Raw genomic sequence first — 17,428 nt, forward strand, 5'->3', positions numbered from 1 at the left:
TGGCGCTGCGCGACGGGCGGGTGCTCGGCGCCCGCCTGGTCCGCACCCCGGCCACCGCGTCCCCGGGGTCCCCGGGCGAGCCGCGCCGGCCCGGCACGGTCCTCGTCACCGGCGCGAGCGGTGCCCTCGCCGGGCCCGTGGTCCGTCACCTCGTGGAACGGCACGGCGTACGCGACGTGCTGCTGGTCAGCCGCAGCGGCCGGCGCCCGGCGGACCTGGCCGGGCTGGACGCCCGCATCGAGACCGCCGCGTGCGACGTGGCCGACCGGACGGCCCTCGCCGCCCTGCTGGCCGACCGGACGGTGACGATGGCGGTGCACGCCGCGGGCGTCCTCGACGACGGGGTCGTCACCGCCCTCGACGCCGAGCGCCTCGAACGCGTGCTGCGCCCCAAGATCGACGGCGCGACACACCTCCACGAACTGCTGCCGGACGCCGAACTGGTGCTGTTCTCCTCGGTGGCGGGCGTTCTGGGCGGCCCCGGCCAGGGCAACTACGCCGCGGCCAACGCCTTCCTCGACGCCCTCGCCCGGCACCGCGCCGGGACCGGCCGGCGGGCCGTCTCGGTGGCCTGGGGACCGTGGGCGACCGAGGACGGCATGGTCGCCGACCGCGACCGGCTGGCCCGCGGCGGCGTGGAGCCGCTGCCGACCGACGCCGCCCTGCGGCTGCTCGACGCAGCCCTCGCCGGAGGACACCCGGAGGTCACCGCCGTGCGCCTCGGCTCCGGCCGGGCCGCCGTCGTGCCGCACCTCCTGCGCGGCCTCGTCGCGCCGGAGCCGGCCGACGCGCCCGCCGTCGACCCGGGCCTCACGGGCCTTCGCCCCGACGAGCGGCGGGCCAGGCTGTCCACGCTGGTCCGGGGTCAGGCCGCGGCCGTGCTCGGCTACTCGGGCGCCGCCGCGATCGAATCCGACCGGTCGTTCCAGGAGCTCGGGTTCGACTCGCTGAGCTCCATCGAGTTCCGCAACCGGCTCGGCGCGGCCCTGGGGCTGTCCCTGGAGGCCACGCTCGTGTTCGACCACCCCACCCCGGCCGACCTGGTCGACCACCTCGACGAGCGGTTCGCCGGCGCGTCGGGCGAGGACGGCCTGCCGACCCTGTCCGAGGCCTTCGACCGCCTCGCCACCGCGCTCACCGCGGCGGAGGAGGACATGGACGACACGGCCCGGGACCGCGCCGTGGAACGGGTCCGCGGCCTGCTCGAACGCCTGGCGCCCCGCACCGCGCCGGGCCCCCTCACCACCTACGAGACCGCGACCGACGACGAGGTCTTCGCTTTGATCGACGCTGAGCTCGGCACCCCGCTGCCGGGACTGGAGGACCGCAACCGATGACCAACGAGGACAAGCTCCGCGACTACCTGCGGCGGGTCACCGCGGAACTCCAGACGGCACGGCAGAGGCTGCGCGACGTCGAGGAGCGCTCCGCCGAGCCCATCGCGATCGTCGGCATGGCCTGCCACTACCCCGGCGGCGTCGAATCGCCCGAGGACCTCTGGTCCCTGGTCGCCGAGGGCCGCGACGGGATCACACTGTCCCCGGCCGACCGCGGCTGGGACCTGGACGCGCTCTACCACCCCGACCCCGACCACCCGGGCACGACCACCGTCCGCGAGGGCGGCTTCCTGCACGGCGCCGCCTCCTTCGACGCCGGGTTCTTCGGCATCTCGCCGAAGGAAGCCCTCCACACCGACCCCCAGCAGCGGCTGATCCTCCAGACCTCCTGGGAGGCCGTCGAGCGGGCGGGCCTGGACCCGACTGTGCTGCGCGAGAGCCGCACCGGTGTGTTCACCGGCGTGATGCACCACGACTACCCCGGCGCCCAGGGCGCGGGCAGCGTCGTCTCCGGGCGGGTGGCCTACCAGCTCGGGCTGCGCGGCCCCGCCATCACGGTGGACACCGCCTGTTCGTCGTCGCTGGTCGCCCTGCACCTGGCCGTGCGGTCCCTGCGCCGCGGCGAGTGCGAGATGGCCCTCGTCGGCGGTGCCACGGTGATGGCCACCCCCACCGGCTTCATCGAGTTCAGCCGCCAGCGGGGCCTCGCCCCCGACGGCCGGTGCAAGCCGTTCGCCGCCGCCGCCGACGGCACCGCCTGGTCCGAGGGCGTGGGCGTGCTCGTCGTCGAGCGGCTCTCGGCGGCGGTGGCGAACGGCCACCGGGTGCTGGCGGTCGTCCGCGGCACCGCCGTCAACTCCGACGGCGCCAGCAACGGCCTCACCGCGCCCAACGGCCCCGCCCAACAGCGCGTCCTCCGGGAGGCCCTGGCCGACGCCGGCCTCACCCCCGAGCAGGTCGACGCGGTGGAGGCGCACGGCACCGGCACCCCGCTCGGCGACCCCGTCGAGGCCCAGGCCGTGCTCGCCGTGTACGGCAAGCAGCGGAAGAAGCCGCTGCGCCTGGGGTCGGTCAAGGGCAACCTCGGGCACACCCAGGCCGCCGCGGGCGTCGCCGGGATCATCAAGACCGTCATGGCCATGCGGCACGGGGTGCTGCCCCGCACCCCGCACCTCGACGCCCCGACCCCGTACGTGGACTGGTCGGCGGGCGCCGTGGAACTCCTGACCGACGACGTGCCGTGGCCCGCCGGCGAGGACCTCCGGCGCGCGGCCGTGTCCTCGTTCGGCGTCAGCGGCACCAACGCCCACGTGGTCCTGGAGGAGCCGCCCGTCATCAAGGACGGGGCCGAGCACGAGGCCGGGACCGAGGCCGACGACCGGGCCGAGGACGCCGCGGCGGGCCCGTGGGCCTGGCCGCTGTCCGGCCGTTCGGCCGCCGGGCTGCACGCCCAGGCCGCGGCCCTCGCCGGCTTCCTGGCCGACCGCCCTGAACTCCACCCCCGCGACGTGGCCTTCTCGCTGGCCACCACCCGCGCCGCGCACGAACACCGTGCGGTCGTCCTCGGCACCGACTCCTCCGAGCTCCTCGCGGCCCTGACCGAGCTCGCCGCCGGCCGCCCGTCGCCCGCCGTGGTGGAGGGCACCACCGGACCCTCGGGCCCGGTGGCCTTCCTCTTCCCCGGCCAGGGCTCGCAGTGGCGGGACATGGCCGTGCGCCTGCTCGACACCAACGAGGTGTTCCGCGCGCGGATAGCCGAGTGCGAGGCGGCGCTCGCCCCGCACGTCGACTTCGAGCTGACGGCCGTCCTGCGCGGCGAGGGCGACCTCGACCGCGTCGACGTCGTCCAGCCCGCCCTGTTCGCCGTCATGGTCGCCCTCGCGGAGGTGTGGCGCTCGCTCGGCGTCCGGCCCGCCGCCGTCGTCGGCCACAGCCAGGGCGAGATAGCCGCCGCCTGCGTGGCCGGTGCCCTGACCGTCGAGGACGCCGCCCGCGTCGTGGCCCTGCGCAGCCGGGCCCTGACGGCGATCTCCGGCCGTGGCGGCATGATGTCCCTCGCCCTGCCGGCCGAGGACGCCCGCGAACGGCTGCGCCGCTGGGAGGGCCGGCTGTCGCTGGCCGCCGTCAACGGCGCGGCCTCGGTGGTCGTCTCGGGCGACACCGACGCGCTCGACGAACTCCTCGCCGCCTGCGAGGCGGACGGCGTGCGCGCCCGGCGCGTCGACGTCGACTACGCGTCGCACAGCGCCCACGTCGAAGCCGTCCGCGAGCAGGTGCTGGAAGCCCTCGCCCCGGTGCGCCCGCGCGCCCCCGAGGTCCCCTTCTTCTCCTCCGTGGAAGGCCGCTGGATCGACGGCGCCGACGCCTTCGACGCCGACTACTGGTACCGCAACCTGCGCGAGACGGTGCGCTTCGACGAAGCCGTCACCGCCCTCGTCGAGCGCGGCTGCGGCACCCTGCTGGAAGTCAGCCCGCACCCCGTCGTCACCAACGGCGCACAGGAGACCGTCGACTCCCTCGGCACCGACACCGCCGTCGCCCACACGCTGCGCCGGGACGAGGGCGGACCGGAACAACTGCTCCTCGCCCTCGCCCAGCTGCACGTCAAGGGCGTGCGGCCCGACTGGTCCGCCGTCTGGCCCGGCGCCCGCCGCGTCGAGCTGCCCACCACCGCGTTCGTCACCGAGCCGTACTGGCTGCGCACCGCCGCCGGCACCGGCGACGCGACCGCGCTGGGCCTCGACAACGTCGACCACCCCGTCCTGCGGGCCGCCCTGTCCGGGGCCGAGGGCGTGGTGCTGACCGGCCGGCTGACCCTCGCCGCCCAGCCCTGGCTCGCCGACCACACCGTGGAAGGGCACATCGTCGTGCCCGGCGCGGCGCTGGCGGAGCTGGTGTCCAGGGCGGGCGACGAGGTCGGCTGTGCCGCCGTCGACCAGCTCACCCTGCTCACCCCCGTCGTCCTGCCCGACGACGCCGACGTCCGGCTGCGCATCGACATCACCGGTCAGGACCGGGACGGCTCCCGCGGGCTGACCCTGCACGCCCGGACCGGCGCCGGGCACTGGACCACGCACGCCACCGCCGTCCTGCTGCCCGCCGGTGACGAACCGCCGGCGGCGCCCGCCGTATGGCCGCCGTCCGACGCGGAACCGCTCGACGTCGAGGCGCTGTACGCCCGGCTGGAGGAGGCGGGCCTGGCGTACGGCCCGGCCTTCCGCGGCGTACGGGCGCTGTGGCGGGGCCAGGGCGGCGATCTGTTCGCCGAGGTCGCCCTGCCCGGCGCCGACGGGGCCGACGGCTTCACCCTCCACCCGGCCCTGCTCGACGCGTGCCTGCACCCGGTGGCGCTCGGCGGCTTCCTCACCCAGGAACACGGCCGTCCCTCGCTGCCCTTCGAGTGGCAGGGCCTGCGCGTGCACGCCGTCGGCGCGGACACCGTCCGCGTCACGCTCTCCGCCGCCGGACCCGACGCCGTCCGCCTCGCCCTCACCGACCCCTCCGGGGCACCGGTCGCGTCGGTGGACACCCTGGTGCTCCGCGAGCTCCCGGCGGGCGCCCTCAACCGGCCCGACCGCGGCGACCTCCTGCGCCCCGAGCAGGTGGCCCGCACCCTGCCCGACGCGACGGGAGACGACGAGGACTACGCCGTCCGCGACGCGGACCTCGCCCGGCTGCTCAAGAAGCAACCCTCCCAGGACGCCGCCCGCTTCGTGCTCGTCCCGGCTCCCACCGGCGACCCCGCCGACGCCGTGCGCGACGCGCTCCGCCTCGTGCACGACTGGGTGGCCGACGACGGCAACAGCGAGACCACGCAGCACCCGGCCCCGACGCTCGTCGTGGTCACCCGCCGCGTCCACGACGACGTGGCGGAAGCCGCCGTCGCGGGCCTCGTACGGTCCGCCCAGCTCGAACACCCCGACCGTTTCCTGCTGCTCGACCTGGCCGACGACGAGGACGCCACCCTCGCCGCCGTCCCCGCCGCACTGGCCGCCGGCGAACCGCAGATCACCCTCGCGTCGGGCGCGGCGAGCGTGCCGCGACTGGTCCGCGCCGCCCCCGCCACGGGCGAGGCGGCCGACCTCGGCACGACCCTCGTGACCGGGGCGTCCGGGACGCTCGGCCGGCTCGTCGCCCTGCACCTCGTGCACACCCGCGGCGTACGGGAGCTGGTCCTGGCCAGCCGGCGCGGGACACAGGCACCCGGCATGACCGAACTCGCCGAGGAGCTGACCGAAGCCGGTGCGACCGTCCGGGTCGTCGCCTGCGACGTCGCCGACCGCGCCGCGCTGGCGGAACTGGTCGGGACAGCCGCCTTCACCACGGTCGTGCACGCCGCCGGCGCACTCGACGACGGCCTGGTGACCGACCTGACACCGCAGCGCCTCCCGCGCGTGCTGGAGCCCAAGCTCGACGCCGCACGCCACCTGCACGAACTGCTGCCCGAGGCACGGCTGGTGCTGTTCTCCTCCGCCGTGGGCGTCCTCGGCGGACTCGGACAGGCCAACTACGCCGCGGCCAACGCCGGACTCGACGCCCTGGCCCGGCTGCGCCACGCCCGGGGACTGCCCGGCGTGTCGCTGGCCTGGGGCCTGTGGGACGCCACCAGCGAGATGACGGAGGGCGTCGACCGCGCCCGCTTCGGCCGCTCCGGCTTCCTGCCGCTGCCGACCGCCGACGCGCTGGCCGCGCTGGACGCCGCCCTGGCCTCCGACGAGCCGGTGCTCGCCCCGATCCGGCTCGACACGGCCGCCCTGCGGGCCCAGGGCGAGGCCGTGCCCGTCCCGCTCCGCGACCTGCTCGGCGCGCCGGCGCGGCGCACCGCCACCCCCGGGGGACCGGTCGCCGACTCCGAACTCGCCGGCCGCCTCGCCGGGAAGAGCGGAGCCGACCGGCGGCGCATCCTGCTCGACCTGGTGGTCGGCCACACCGCCGCCGTGCTCGGCCACACATCACCGGACCTGGTCGACCCCGACCGGGCGTTCAAGGACGCGGGGTTCGGCTCGCTCAGCGCCGTCGAACTGCGCAACCGCCTCGCCGGCGCCACCGGCCTGCGGCTGCCCGCCACCCTGGTGTTCAGCCACCCCAACCCGGCCGCGCTGACCCGCCACCTGGACGAGCTGCTCGCGGGGGCCGCCCCGGCGACGGCGGCCGTGACGGCCCCCGGCACCACCGCCGACGCGGACGACCCCATCGTCCTCGTCGGCATCGGATGCAGGATCCCCGGCGGTGTCCGCTCCCCGGAGGACCTCTGGGACATGCTGGTCGCCGAACGCGACGGCATCTCCCCGTTCCCCGACGACCGCGGCTGGCCGCTGGAGCGCCTCTACGACGCGGACCCCGCGGCCGCGGGCAGCTCCTACGTCCGGCACGGCGGCTTCATGACCGACGCCACCGCCTTCGACGCCGCCTTCTTCGGGGTGTCACCGCGCGAGGCCCTCGCGATGGACCCGCAGCAGCGGCTCCTGCTGGAGACGGTCTGGGAGGCGTGCGAGGACGCCGGCATCGACCCCGCCACCCTGCGGGGCACCCGGACCGGTGTGTTCGTGGGCGCCATGTACCAGGACTACGGCCGCCTCCTGGAGAACGCCGCCGCCGAGGGCTTCCTCGCCCCCGGTGTCGGCGGCGGTGTGCTGTCCGGCCGGGTGGCCTACACCTTCGGGCTGGAGGGCCCGACGGTCACCGTCGACACCGCCTGCTCGTCCTCGCTGACCGCGCTGCACCTCGCCGCCCAGGCGGTACGGGCGGGGGAGTGCGACCTCGCACTCGCCGGCGGTGTCACGGTGCTCTCCACACCGGTGCCCTTCGTCGAGTTCAGCCGCCAGCGCGGACTGGCCGTCGACGGCCGGTGCAAGCCCTTCGCGGCCGCCGCCGACGGCACCGCGCTGGGCGAGGGCGTCGGCGTGGTGCTCGTCGAACGCCTGTCACGGGCCCGCGCCCTGGGACACGAGGTGCTGGCCGTGCTGCGCGCCAGCGCGCTGAACTCCGACGGCGCGAGCAACGGCCTCACGGCCCCCAACGGCCGGGCCCAGGAACAGGTGATGCGCGCGGCCCTCGCCGCGGGCGGCCTGCGCCCCACCGACGTGGCCGCCGTCGAGGCACACGGCACGGGCACGGAGCTCGGCGACCCGATCGAGGCACAGGCCGTCCTCGCGGTCTACGGCCAGGACCGCCCGGAGCCGCTGCGGCTCGGCTCGCTGAAGTCCAACATCGGCCACATCCAGGCGGCGGCCGGCATCGCGGGAGTCATCAAGGCCGTCCTGGCCATCCGGCACGGACTGCTGCCGCGCAGCCTGCACATCGACGAGCCCTCCCCGCACGTCGACTGGAGCACCGGCGACGTCGCCCTGCTCGCCTCGGCGGAGCCCTGGCCCGAGCAGCCCGGCCCGCGCCGCATGGGCGTGTCCTCGTTCGGCATCAGCGGCACCAATGTGCACGTGGTGATCGAGCAGGCGCCGCCGGTGGACGCCCCGGAGACGCTGCCCGCCCTGGAAGGCGTGCCCTGGCTGCTGTCGGCGCGCTCCGAGGAGGCGCTGCGCGCACAGGCGCGGCGACTGCTGGAGGCGGACACGTCCGACCCCGCCGCGGTGGCGCGGGCCCTGTCCACCACCCGCTCCGCCCACCGCCACCGGGCCCTGGTGACCGGTTCCGACGAGCCGGGCACGCGCGCGGCCCTGACGGCCCTGGCGGCCGGCCGCGCGGCCGACGGCCTGCGGCGGTCGACCGCGAGCAGGCAGCGGCTGACCCTCCTGTTCACCGGCCAGGGCAGCCAACTGCCGGGCATGGGACGCGGACTGTACGAGACGTTCCCTGTGTACGCGGAAGCCTTCGACGAGGTGGCCGCGCACTTCGACCTGGAAACGGGGCTGCGGGAGGTGGTCTTCGAGCGGGAGGACCTGCTGGACCGCACCGAGTACACCCAGCCGGCGCTGTTCGCCCTCCAGATCGCCCAGTTCAGGCTGCTGTCGTCCTGGGGCGTCGTGCCCGAGGCCCTCGTCGGCCACTCCATCGGTGAGCTGTCGGCGGCCTGCGTCTCCGGTCTGCTGCCCCTCGCCGACGCCGCCACGCTGGTGGCCGCGCGCGGCCGCGCCCTGGGCGCGCTGCCCGCAGGGGGAGCGATGGTGTCGGTGCGGGCGACGGAGGAGGACGTGCTCGCCGTGCTGGACGGCCGCACCGGCCAGGTGGAGATCGCCGCCGTCAACGGCCCCCGGGCGGTCGTCCTGTCCGGGGACGAGGAAGCGGTGCTGGCCGCTGCCAAGGAACTGGCGGACCGCGGCCATCGCACCCGCCGCCTGCGCGTGGACGTCGCCTTCCACTCGCCCCACGTCGAGCCGGCGCTCGACGGCTTCCGGGCGGTCGCGGAGACGATGCGGTTCGGGCAGGCCCGGATCCCCGTCGTCTCCACCGTCCGGACCGACCGGGCCATGGACACCCCCGAGTACTGGGTGGACCAGCTGCGTGGCTCGGTCCGGTTCGCCGACGCCGTCCAGCAGGCGCACGAGAAGGGGGCCACGGCCTTCCTGGAGGTGGGCCCCGACGCCGTACTCGCCCCGGCCGCGGAGGTGTGCCTGCCGGACACCGTGGTCCGACCCGTCGCCCTGCTGCGGCGCGGCCGCGACGACGTCCGTGCCGCCACCGAAGCCCTGGCGCTCCTGCACACCCACGGCGTGGACGTCGACTGGACGGCCGTCCACGCGGGCAGGCCGGCGCACCGGGTGCCGCTGCCGACGTACGCCTTCAACGGCCGTCGCTACTGGCCCGAACCGGCCGTTGCGCAGCAGCCCGAACCCGCGGCGCCCGCGGTCACGACGGACGCCACGCTGGATCCGTTCTGGTCGGCCGTCGACGGCGCCGACGTCACCACCGCCCTCGGCCTGCTGGACCTGCGGGGCGACGAGACACCGGCTCAGGTGCTCGCGGCCCTCGGCCGGCTGCGGTTCGGCGTGAGTGCCCCGGTCATGGAGAGGGCCCGGTGGACGCCGGTGCCGGACGCGTCCGCGCCGGTCCTCGCACACGATGTGCTGCTGCTCGCCCCCGACGGGGGAGACGACGACCTGGCCGACGCCATCGCCGGTGTCCTGGTCCGGCACGGTGCCCGCGTCCGGTCGGGCGGCGGTGAGCGGCCCGACCTCGTGGTCGCGCTGCCCGGCGCCGAACCGGTCGCCGAGCCCGGTGTGCCCCGGTGGGTGCTCACCGACGGCGGCACGGCGCCCGAGGGCGACCACGTCGTGACCCTGCCGCAGGGCATCGACGCCCGCGTCAGGGCCCGGCTCTGCGCGGCCATCGCCGACGGGCACCGGGAGACGCTGATCCAGGCGGACGGCAGGTTCGTGCGCGAGTACGAGCCGGTGACTCCGGCCGGTCAGTGGCGGCCCCAGGGCGATGTCCTAGTGGCGGGCCCTTCGGACGCGCTGACCGAGGCGATCGTCGACGCCGTGCTGAGGGCAGGCGCCCGCTGCCTGGTGGCCGGTGGGGTGACCTGCCCGCCCGGCGCCGTCAAGTTCGGTGGCGCCGAGAGCCCGGTGCGGCTCACGGCGGCGATCGTCCGCGCCGGCACCGGATTCGACGACGTGGCAGCGCCCCTGGTGACCGTCGTGTCCGTCGGCGACCGCGTGGCGGCGACAGCGCGGGAAGCGGGCGGGGACGGCAGCGCCGTGCGTGTCGTGGCGGTCGGCCCCGGCCTCGATCCCCGTGCCGCCGTGCTCGGACTGTGCCGGGCCATCGCCACCGACGAGCCGGCCGTACGACTCCTCGCGCCGACCGTCGCTCCGGCCCTCACGACGGACACCCCGACACCGGTTGCCGCCGGAGCGCCGGAGACGGTACCGCCCGTCGCGGAGCCCGACACCGCGCAACCGGCCCCTGTGGAGCCGTCGGCCGAGCCGTCGGCCGAAGTGGCGTCGGCGGACGGCCAGTCGGAGGCCCCGGGCAGCCAGGACTCCGAACTGCGGGCGACGCTGGCAAAGCTGCCGCCGGAGCGCTGGGCGGAGGCCGTGCTGGGCGGCGTGCAGACACTCGCCGCGGCCGTGCTCGGCTATGAGTCGGCGACCGAGATCGGCGCCGAGGACGAATTCTTCGACCTCGGCCTGACCTCGGTCACCGCGCTCGAACTGCGGGATCACCTCGCCACGTTGACCGGCCTGGACTGGGCGGCCGACGTGCTCTACGAGTGCCCGACGCCGCGTGTGCTGACGGACCTCGTGGTCGAGCGGATGACCGAGGAAACGGGGTGATCCGCACGGGGCCCCGGCCCCGGTGACACCCGCGGCCGCTTGCCGCTCCAGGTCGCCCTGGAGCGGCAAGCGGCCGTTGTGCTCACGGCGTGCGTTTTGGCCTTCAGTCGCCGGCGGCCCCGCCCGTGACCTCCTTCCGGGCCGCGGCGTCCGCCACCGCCGCCCGCCGGATCTTGCCCAGCGCGCTCTTCGGCAGGGCGGCGACGAACTCGACCCCGCCGGGCACCTGGTGCGGCAGCAGCCGGCCGCGGCAGTGGGCCGCGAGGTCGGCCGCGCTCAGCGGCGCCCGCGCCACCACGGTGGCCCGTACCCGCTCGCTCACACCGTCGGCGCCGTCCGCCTGTTCCCCCCGCTCGCCCCACACCACCGCCTCGGCGACGGCCGGATGGGCCAGCAGGACCTCCTCGACCTCGGTGGGGTTGACCTTCTTGCCGCCCACGTTGATGAACGAGTCCTTGCGGCCGACCAGATGCAGACGCCCCTCGCTGTCCGTGCGGGCCATGTCCCCCGTCACGTACCAGCCGTCGCGGAACGCCTGCCCGGTGGGTCCGGGGCGGTCGAGGTAGTGCGTGAACATCGCGGGGGTGCGCACCCACAGGCTGCCCGTGGCACCCGGGGGCACGTCCCGGCCCCGCTCGTCGACGAGCCGGATCCGTACGCCGCGCACCGGGCTGCCCACCCCGCGGTCCGCGCCCTCGTCCTCCACGCGCTGCGCGGCGATGATGCCGGCCTCGGTGCTGCCGTAGATCTGCTGGACGACCGGCCCGCAGTGTTCGCGGAAGCGGTCCGCCACCGGGGCGGGCAGCGCGGCACCCGAGGACAGACAGAGCCGCAACGAGCCGGGCGGCGGCTGCCCACGGTCGGCGGCGGCCGAGCGGGCCAGCAGATCGCAGGCGAGCGGGGTCGTCACCAGTACCGTGCAGGCCTGCTCGCGTACCGTCCGCAGCAGCTTGGCGGGCACGAAACGGCCCGGCAGCACCAGCTCGGCCCCTGTGCACAGCGCGGTGACCAGACCCGCGACCATGCCGAAGGAGTGCAGCAGGGGAACCGCGGCCAGTATGCGGTCGGCCGCGGTGATGCCGTAGGTGTGCGCGTAGATCTCCCCGCCGTGCACCAGGTCGCGCTGGGAGTGCACGGCCGCCTTGGGCTCGCCGGTCGAACCGGAGGTGTACTGGTACAGGAAGGGGGCATCGGGCCCGGCCGCGGGCAGTGGCGCGTCGTCGGAACGCGGCGCCGGTGTGCCGCCCGGCGGTTCCTCGACGGGGAGAAGACCGCCGCCCTGCCACCGGTCGGCGGACGCGGCACCGGGCAGGCGCAGCGCGCGCAGCTTCGCCTCGTGGCCGATGACGGTCAGTGGCCCCAGCTCCCGCCGCAGCGCCAGCAGACGGTCCTCGCCCGTGTCGGGTTCGAGCGGCACCAGGCGCGTCCCGGTGCAGGCGGCGGCCAGGAAGGCCACGGCGCACCCCGGGGTGTTCTCGAAGAGCAGTGCCGCCGTGCCGTCGGCGGGCGGGGCGTGGTGGCGCAGCCGCCGGGCGGTGGCAAGGATCGCTTCCGCCAGTGCGCCGAAGGTGAGCGTCTCCTCGCCGGACCGCAGGGCCGTGGCGCCGGGGCGGGCCTTTGCGGCGGCGCGCACCAGGTCGGCCAGCGTGCCGGGGGCTTCAGTTGTTGAACGCATCGACCGTACCCGCCTCTTCGCTGTCCGCCGTCCGTGCCGTTCCCCGGGAGCGCCCCGCGTCCGCCGGATCCGGGATCCCGCCCACCGGGCCGTCGGCCGGATCGACGTCCGGCTGTTGGTAGCGGAAGTACCTCTCGTAGAGGCGGCTGTAGGCGCCGTTCCGCCGCAGCAGGGTGGTGTGGTCGCCCTGCTCGATCACGCGCCCGTCGTCGACGACGACGATCCGGTCGGCCTTGCGGACGGTCGGCAGCCGGTGCGCGACGACGATGGTGGTGCGGTCGGCGGCGAGCACGTCGAGGCCCTCCTGGATCTGTGCCTCGGTCAGCGGGTCGATGCTGGCGGTCGCCTCGTCGAGGACGAGCACCGAGGCGTCCTGCAGGAAGACCCGGGCCAGTGCGATGATCTGCCGCTGTCCCGTCGAGAGGTTCCGGCCGCCCTCGTCGGTGGGGGTATCCAGCCCCTCGGGCAGCTGATCCAGCCAGTCGCCGCCCGCCACCGCGCGCGCCGCGGCCTCGATCTCCTGGCGGTCCGCGCCCGGCCGGCCGAGGCCGATGTTGTCCGCGACGGTGCCGGAGAAGAGGAACGGCGTCTGGGTGACGACGCCGAGACACCGCCGGTACTGGTCGAGGTCGAGGGTCCGCACGTCCTGGCCGTCGGCCAGCACCTGCCCCCCTTGGAATTCGTAGGCGCGCATGAGCAGGCGTACGACGCTGGACTTGCCCGCGCCGGTGTGCCCGACGAGGGCGACGGTCTCACCCGCGGCGATCTTCAGGCTGACGTCCTTCAGTACGGGCCGGTCGGCGCTGTAGCCGAAGGTCACGTCGCGCAGTTCCAGGTCACCGCGCAGGTGGGGCACGGGCAGCTGCTGAAGCTGCCGCACCGCCGGCTCGCGGTCGATCAGCGCGAAGATGCGCTCGCCGGCCGCGAGGCCCTGCTGCAGCTGGTTCCAGAAGGAGGCGATGCTGGTCAGCGGGGACCAGAAGAGCGCCAACGCCTCCAGGAACAGCACCCATTCACCGGCCGAGACGCCGCCCGCCTCCACGGCGTGCCCGCCCACCAGGACCACCGCGACGGTCCCCAGCCCGGTCAGGGAGATCAGCAGCGGGAAGACCCCGCTGAAGAGCCGGTTCAACCGCACACTCGCCCTGAACCACCGCCCGTTGACCTCCCGGAGCCCCGCCTCGGCGGCCTCCTCACCCCGGTAGTTGCGCGCCACGGCGATGCCCCGCAGGCTCTCCTGCACATAGCCGTGGACCTCGGCGAGGGCGCGCTGCTGTTGCTGCGACGCGCTGCGCGCCACGCGCCGGAAGCCGAGGCTGACGGCCACGATGACCCCGGCCACGGCCGCGGTCAGCAGCCCCAGCGGCACATTGATCACGAACAGGGCCACCATCAGCAGCAGGATCATCAGCACCTGGCCGAGCAGGCCGAGCACCATGGTGATGAGGGTGGCGAACGACTGGGTGTCGTTGGTGACCCGGCTGACGAGCGCCCCGGTGGGGTGGCTGTCGTAGAACGCCATGTCCTGCCGCGTGGCCGCCCGGAAGGCGTCCTCGCGCAGTTTCAGCACCACATCACCGACCAGGGTGCCGGTGAGGCGCTGTTGGAGGAAGGTGAACAGCCAGGCGGCGGCGCCCGTGACGACGATGACCGCCACCAGCAGCGCCACCGTCCCCGTGCCGTCCTCGCCCGCTGCCGAGTCCACGGTACGGGCCACCAGAACGGGCGCGGCACTGCCCGCGACCGCCGCCACGATCACCGCCGCGGTCACGAACGCCACGACCCGGCCCCACCCCCGGAAGTACGGGACGATGCGGCGCGTCAGTTCACGGTCGCCGTAGGCGCGGTCGTAGCCGTCCGGGTCGATGCCGTCCAGAAGGTGCGCCATCAGGGGGATCCCTCCTCTGCCCGCGCCCCGGCCTCGCCGGTTGCCGTCGGTCCGCTCGCATAGGGCGCGAAGATCCTGCGGTAGAACTCGCAGTCGCGCAGGAGTTGGTCATGACTGCCCTGGCTGACGATCCGGCCCTTGTCGAGCACGAGGATGTGGTCGGCCGCGCGGATGCGGGACAGCCTCGGTGTGATCAGGAAGGTGGTGCGTCCCGCCGAGGCGCGCCGCATCGCCAGCTGCAGCTCGTGCTCGGTGGCGCTGTCGACGGCGCTGGTCGCGTCGTCGACGGCGAGGATGCGCGGATCGGTCACCAGTGCCCGGCCGATGGCCAGCCGCTGGCGCTGCCCGCCGGAGAGGGTGACGCCGCGCTCGCCGACGACGGTGTCGTAGCCGTGCTCGCTCGCCATGATGAAGTCGTGTGCCTGGGCCGTGCGGGCCGCCTTCTCCAGCGTGGCGCGGTCGACGTCCGGGCCCGCGCCGAAGCTCAGGTTCTCGGCGATGGTCCGGGAGAAGAGCACCACGTCCTGCTCGATCACCGCGATCTGCGAGCGCAGCGACGCCTGGTCCCACTCAGCGGCGTCCACACCGTCGATGAGGACCCGCCCCTCGTCGGGCGCGTAGGTGTGATTGAGCAGGTGCAGAAGGGTGGACTTGCCGCTGCCCGTGGGTCCGACCAGGGCCACCGTCGACCCCGGTGCGACCCGGAAGGAGATCCCCCGCAGCACGGGTTTGCCACGGTCGTATCCGAAGCCGACGTTCTCCATCACGACTTCCCCGGCGATGGGCGCCGCGTGTCCGCCGCCCGACTCGACGTCGCCGTCCCGGTCGTTGATGACTTCCAGGATGCGCTGCGCACCGGACAGCCCGAAGTAGATGAGCCCGATGCTGAACGACGCCAGCTGGGTGGGGGCGCGCAGGGTCCCCATCAGACCGAGCACGGCGACGAGTTCACCGATGCTCAAGGAGCCGGCGCGCAGCAGGTACACGGAGTGCAGCAGGGCGCCCGCCGTGGCCAGGACGAGCAGCAGCGGCGGGAAGGAGAGGGCCTGGGCGTGGGCCTGGCGCACGGCCGCGTCGCGGTAGGCGGTGGCCAGCCGGTCGAAGCGCTCACGCTCCTGGTCGGTGCCGCTCGTCGACTGGACCACCTCGATGCCGGCGATGCTCTCGGTGGCCTGGGCCGTCATCGACCCGAAGTGCTCACGCGTGAGGTCGGAGACCGGCTCCAGCCGCCGGCCGTGCTCGGCCATGGCCAGGACGAACAGCAGCACGAAGACGACGGGGGACAGCAGCAGCCGTGGGTCGACCAGGCCGATGAAGACGACCGGGATCGCGATGTTCAGCGCCAGGTCGACGGCCATGTCGAAGCCGGGCGACACCATGAGGTTCAGTGATTCGGCGTCGCCGGTGGCCCGCGCGGAGAGATCTCCGGTGCGGTGCCGGTTGAAGAAGCGCTGGCTCTTGCGCAGCAGACTGGCGAAGACCCCGGCCCGCGCGTCCCGTTCCAGTCCGCTGGCGAAGGCCTCCAGGGAGTAGGTGGCCGCGATGCCGCAGATCCCGCGCACCAGCACCAGGGCCAGCAGGCCCGCGACGACGGCGTGGAAGGTGCCGAAGTCGGCGGGAGCCCCGTTCTCCTTGAGGATCGCGTCGAAGGCCAGCCCGATGACGAGCGGGATGGCCGCCGTCAGCGATTGCCAGATCACACTGCCGAGCAGATGGACGGCGATGTACCAGCGGAAGCGCCGCATCTGGGACAGGAGCCAGCGGCCGACGCTGTCGGGGGCGGGCCCGGCGGCAGGCGCCGCCTTGTCGGCCGTGCCGTGCGTCCCCGGGAGGGTATCGGCGGTCATCGGCTCTCCTCACTCATGATTTCCCGCCGCGCCCGGAAATGCGTCCCGCTGTGCGCGGTCCTTCTTCCGGGAATTTCCGGCGCGCCGGATCGGCGTCGGCCGATGTCATCTGCCACGCATAAGCGAGGTAAATTTCCGGGGCTTTTCCCGCCCGGTGCCACGCGCAGGTCGGGTGCGTCGGTGGCCGCTGTTCTATTTTTCGTCATCGAGCCGTCCACGGGTCTTGGAATTCACGGTAGGGCGCGCCGTGGCACGGAAGTTACTGGTTTTTCCAGGAAAACGAAAGCCCGCAGGTCGGCGGGTGAATTGCGGACCTGCGGGAGAAAAATAAACCGCAGAGATGACTGGTTCGTCATGGTTGGCGGTGGAAAGTCCGTCAAGGGGTGTCAAGGGCGGTACGCGACGATGCCCGACGCCCCGCCCCGACTGACGAGAGTGTGCTGTTGCGCATGGGTTGCAGCGAAAGAAGTGAGGGTAACGATCCAATTGGGCCGATCGGCCCCCGATGCAAGTTCAGTGAGCACCGCGACTACCGCCATGCCGTTGGCATGTGCTGACAGCTCGGAGGAGTGCTATGAGCCGTGTAGCGTGTGGTACCCCCGCCCTGGGCGGACAGCTGGTCGTCACGACCCTCGTTCGTGACGGTGTTCTCCAGCTCGGACTGAGGGCGGTGCTGGCGACGGCGTCCGTCGTCAGTGAAGTGACGCACTGCGAAAACTGGGACGAGGTCGAAGTGGCCTTACGTTCCAGTCCCGTCGACATACTTTTTCTCCACGAGTCCGACTACAGCTCCGACTGCGGCGTGCCCGACGACGTCCGTGGCCTGCGCCCGAAGGTTTTGCTACTGCTGAGTGATGCCGGTCTCGACGAAAACATTCTGGCCGGTCCCTTCCCGCCGGACGGTTTTCTGGTGCAGGGCGAGCTGACCGCGACCGCCGTGGAGGACGCGCTCCAGCGGATGGCCGGTGGTGAGGTGCCCATGCCCGCCTCGCTCGCCCGCGTGCTCCTGGAGCGGGCCAGCGGACCGGGCCGGATCCGCCAGCGGCGGGACGCGGCCCTCACCGACCGGGAGAACGAGGTGCTGCTCCTGCTCGCCGAGGGCCTGAGCAACAAGCAGATCGCCCGGCGTCTGAAGATTTCCAGCCATGGCGCCAAACGGATCGTGGCCAGCCTGCTGCTCAAGCTCGGCGCGCCCAACCGGACGGCCGCCGTGGTCACGGCCATCCAGTTGGGACTGATCATGCACTAGGTACCGCTGAAGACTGCACCCAGCGGGCTTGATGTGGCTGAGCCCGGCCACATCGAGCCCGTCCGGCGCCTGAGGGCACCGTCGCGCGGCGGTGGTGCGGACGACGCGGCCCGCAGCCCATGCTCGACGCTCGTTCAACCGCAGGGAAAGGCCCGGGTGGGCGCCCTGTCGGGCTACCCGAAGGGCTAGGTCCACAGGT

The 17,428-nt window shown here is 74.2% G+C and carries 6 protein-coding genes (1 of these 6 only partly in view); 3 read left to right on the plus strand and 3 right to left on the minus strand.

Annotation, left to right across the window (positions count from 1 at the left end; translation table 11 throughout):
- Both JO379_RS30235 and JO379_RS30240 read left to right on the plus strand, forming a co-directional pair.
- Positions 1 to 1,337 carry the 3' portion of an SDR family NAD(P)-dependent oxidoreductase gene (locus JO379_RS30235; RefSeq protein ID WP_209517917.1) on the plus strand. It extends 5,635 nt beyond the left edge of the window, so only the last 1,337 of its 6,972 coding nucleotides appear in the window; its start codon lies off the left edge, out of view; its stop codon occupies positions 1,335 to 1,337.
- The gene (locus JO379_RS30240) at positions 1,334 to 10,570 is read left to right on the plus strand and encodes a type I polyketide synthase (protein WP_209517919.1); all 9,237 of its coding nucleotides are present in this window, start codon (positions 1,334 to 1,336) and stop codon (positions 10,568 to 10,570) included. Before JO379_RS30235 ends, JO379_RS30240 begins: the two co-directional genes overlap by 4 nt.
- A gap of 103 nt (positions 10,571 to 10,673) precedes the next feature.
- Here the strand turns inward: JO379_RS30240 and JO379_RS30245 are convergent, their stop codons facing one another.
- Genes JO379_RS30245 through JO379_RS30255 form a run of 3 tightly spaced genes read right to left on the minus strand, consistent with a single transcriptional unit; the run spans position 10,674 to position 15,980 of the window.
- Positions 10,674 to 12,245, minus strand: coding sequence for a class I adenylate-forming enzyme family protein (locus tag JO379_RS30245; protein WP_209517921.1), 1,572 nt, complete (start codon positions 12,243 to 12,245; stop codon positions 10,674 to 10,676).
- On the minus strand, positions 12,229 to 14,133 hold the full coding sequence (locus JO379_RS30250; RefSeq protein ID WP_209517924.1) for an ABC transporter ATP-binding protein: 1,905 nt from the start codon (positions 14,131 to 14,133) through the stop codon (positions 12,229 to 12,231). Before JO379_RS30250 ends, JO379_RS30245 begins: the two co-directional genes overlap by 17 nt.
- Complete coding sequence (locus JO379_RS30255; RefSeq protein WP_130881007.1) at positions 14,133 to 15,980, minus strand: ABC transporter ATP-binding protein; 1,848 nt, start codon at positions 15,978 to 15,980, stop codon at positions 14,133 to 14,135. Before JO379_RS30255 ends, JO379_RS30250 begins: the two co-directional genes overlap by 1 nt.
- Positions 15,981 to 16,554: 574 nt before the next feature.
- On the opposite strand from JO379_RS30255, the gene JO379_RS30260 reads away from it, so the two are divergent.
- Positions 16,555 to 17,229 (plus strand): response regulator transcription factor, encoded by a 675-nt coding sequence (locus tag JO379_RS30260; protein WP_130881006.1) that lies wholly within the window; start codon positions 16,555 to 16,557, stop codon positions 17,227 to 17,229.
- Positions 17,230 to 17,428: the final 199 nt, after the last annotated feature.

The sequence above is a fragment of the Streptomyces syringium genome, from assembly GCF_017876625.1.
Lineage (GTDB): Bacteria > Actinomycetota > Actinomycetes > Streptomycetales > Streptomycetaceae > Streptomyces > Streptomyces syringius.

Coding starts and splice junctions, on each gene's coding strand:
- JO379_RS30250 (WP_209517924.1), bottom strand. CDS start 14,133: ATGGCGCACCTTCTGGACGGCATCGACCCGGACGGCTACGACCGCGCC.
- JO379_RS30255 (WP_130881007.1), bottom strand. CDS start 15,980: ATGACCGCCGATACCCTCCCGGGGACGCACGGCACGGCCGACAAGGCG.
- JO379_RS30260 (WP_130881006.1), top strand. CDS start 16,555: ATGAGCCGTGTAGCGTGTGGTACCCCCGCCCTGGGCGGACAGCTGGTC.
- JO379_RS30240 (WP_209517919.1), top strand. CDS start 1,334: ATGACCAACGAGGACAAGCTCCGCGACTACCTGCGGCGGGTCACCGCG.
- JO379_RS30245 (WP_209517921.1), bottom strand. CDS start 12,245: ATGCGTTCAACAACTGAAGCCCCCGGCACGCTGGCCGACCTGGTGCGC.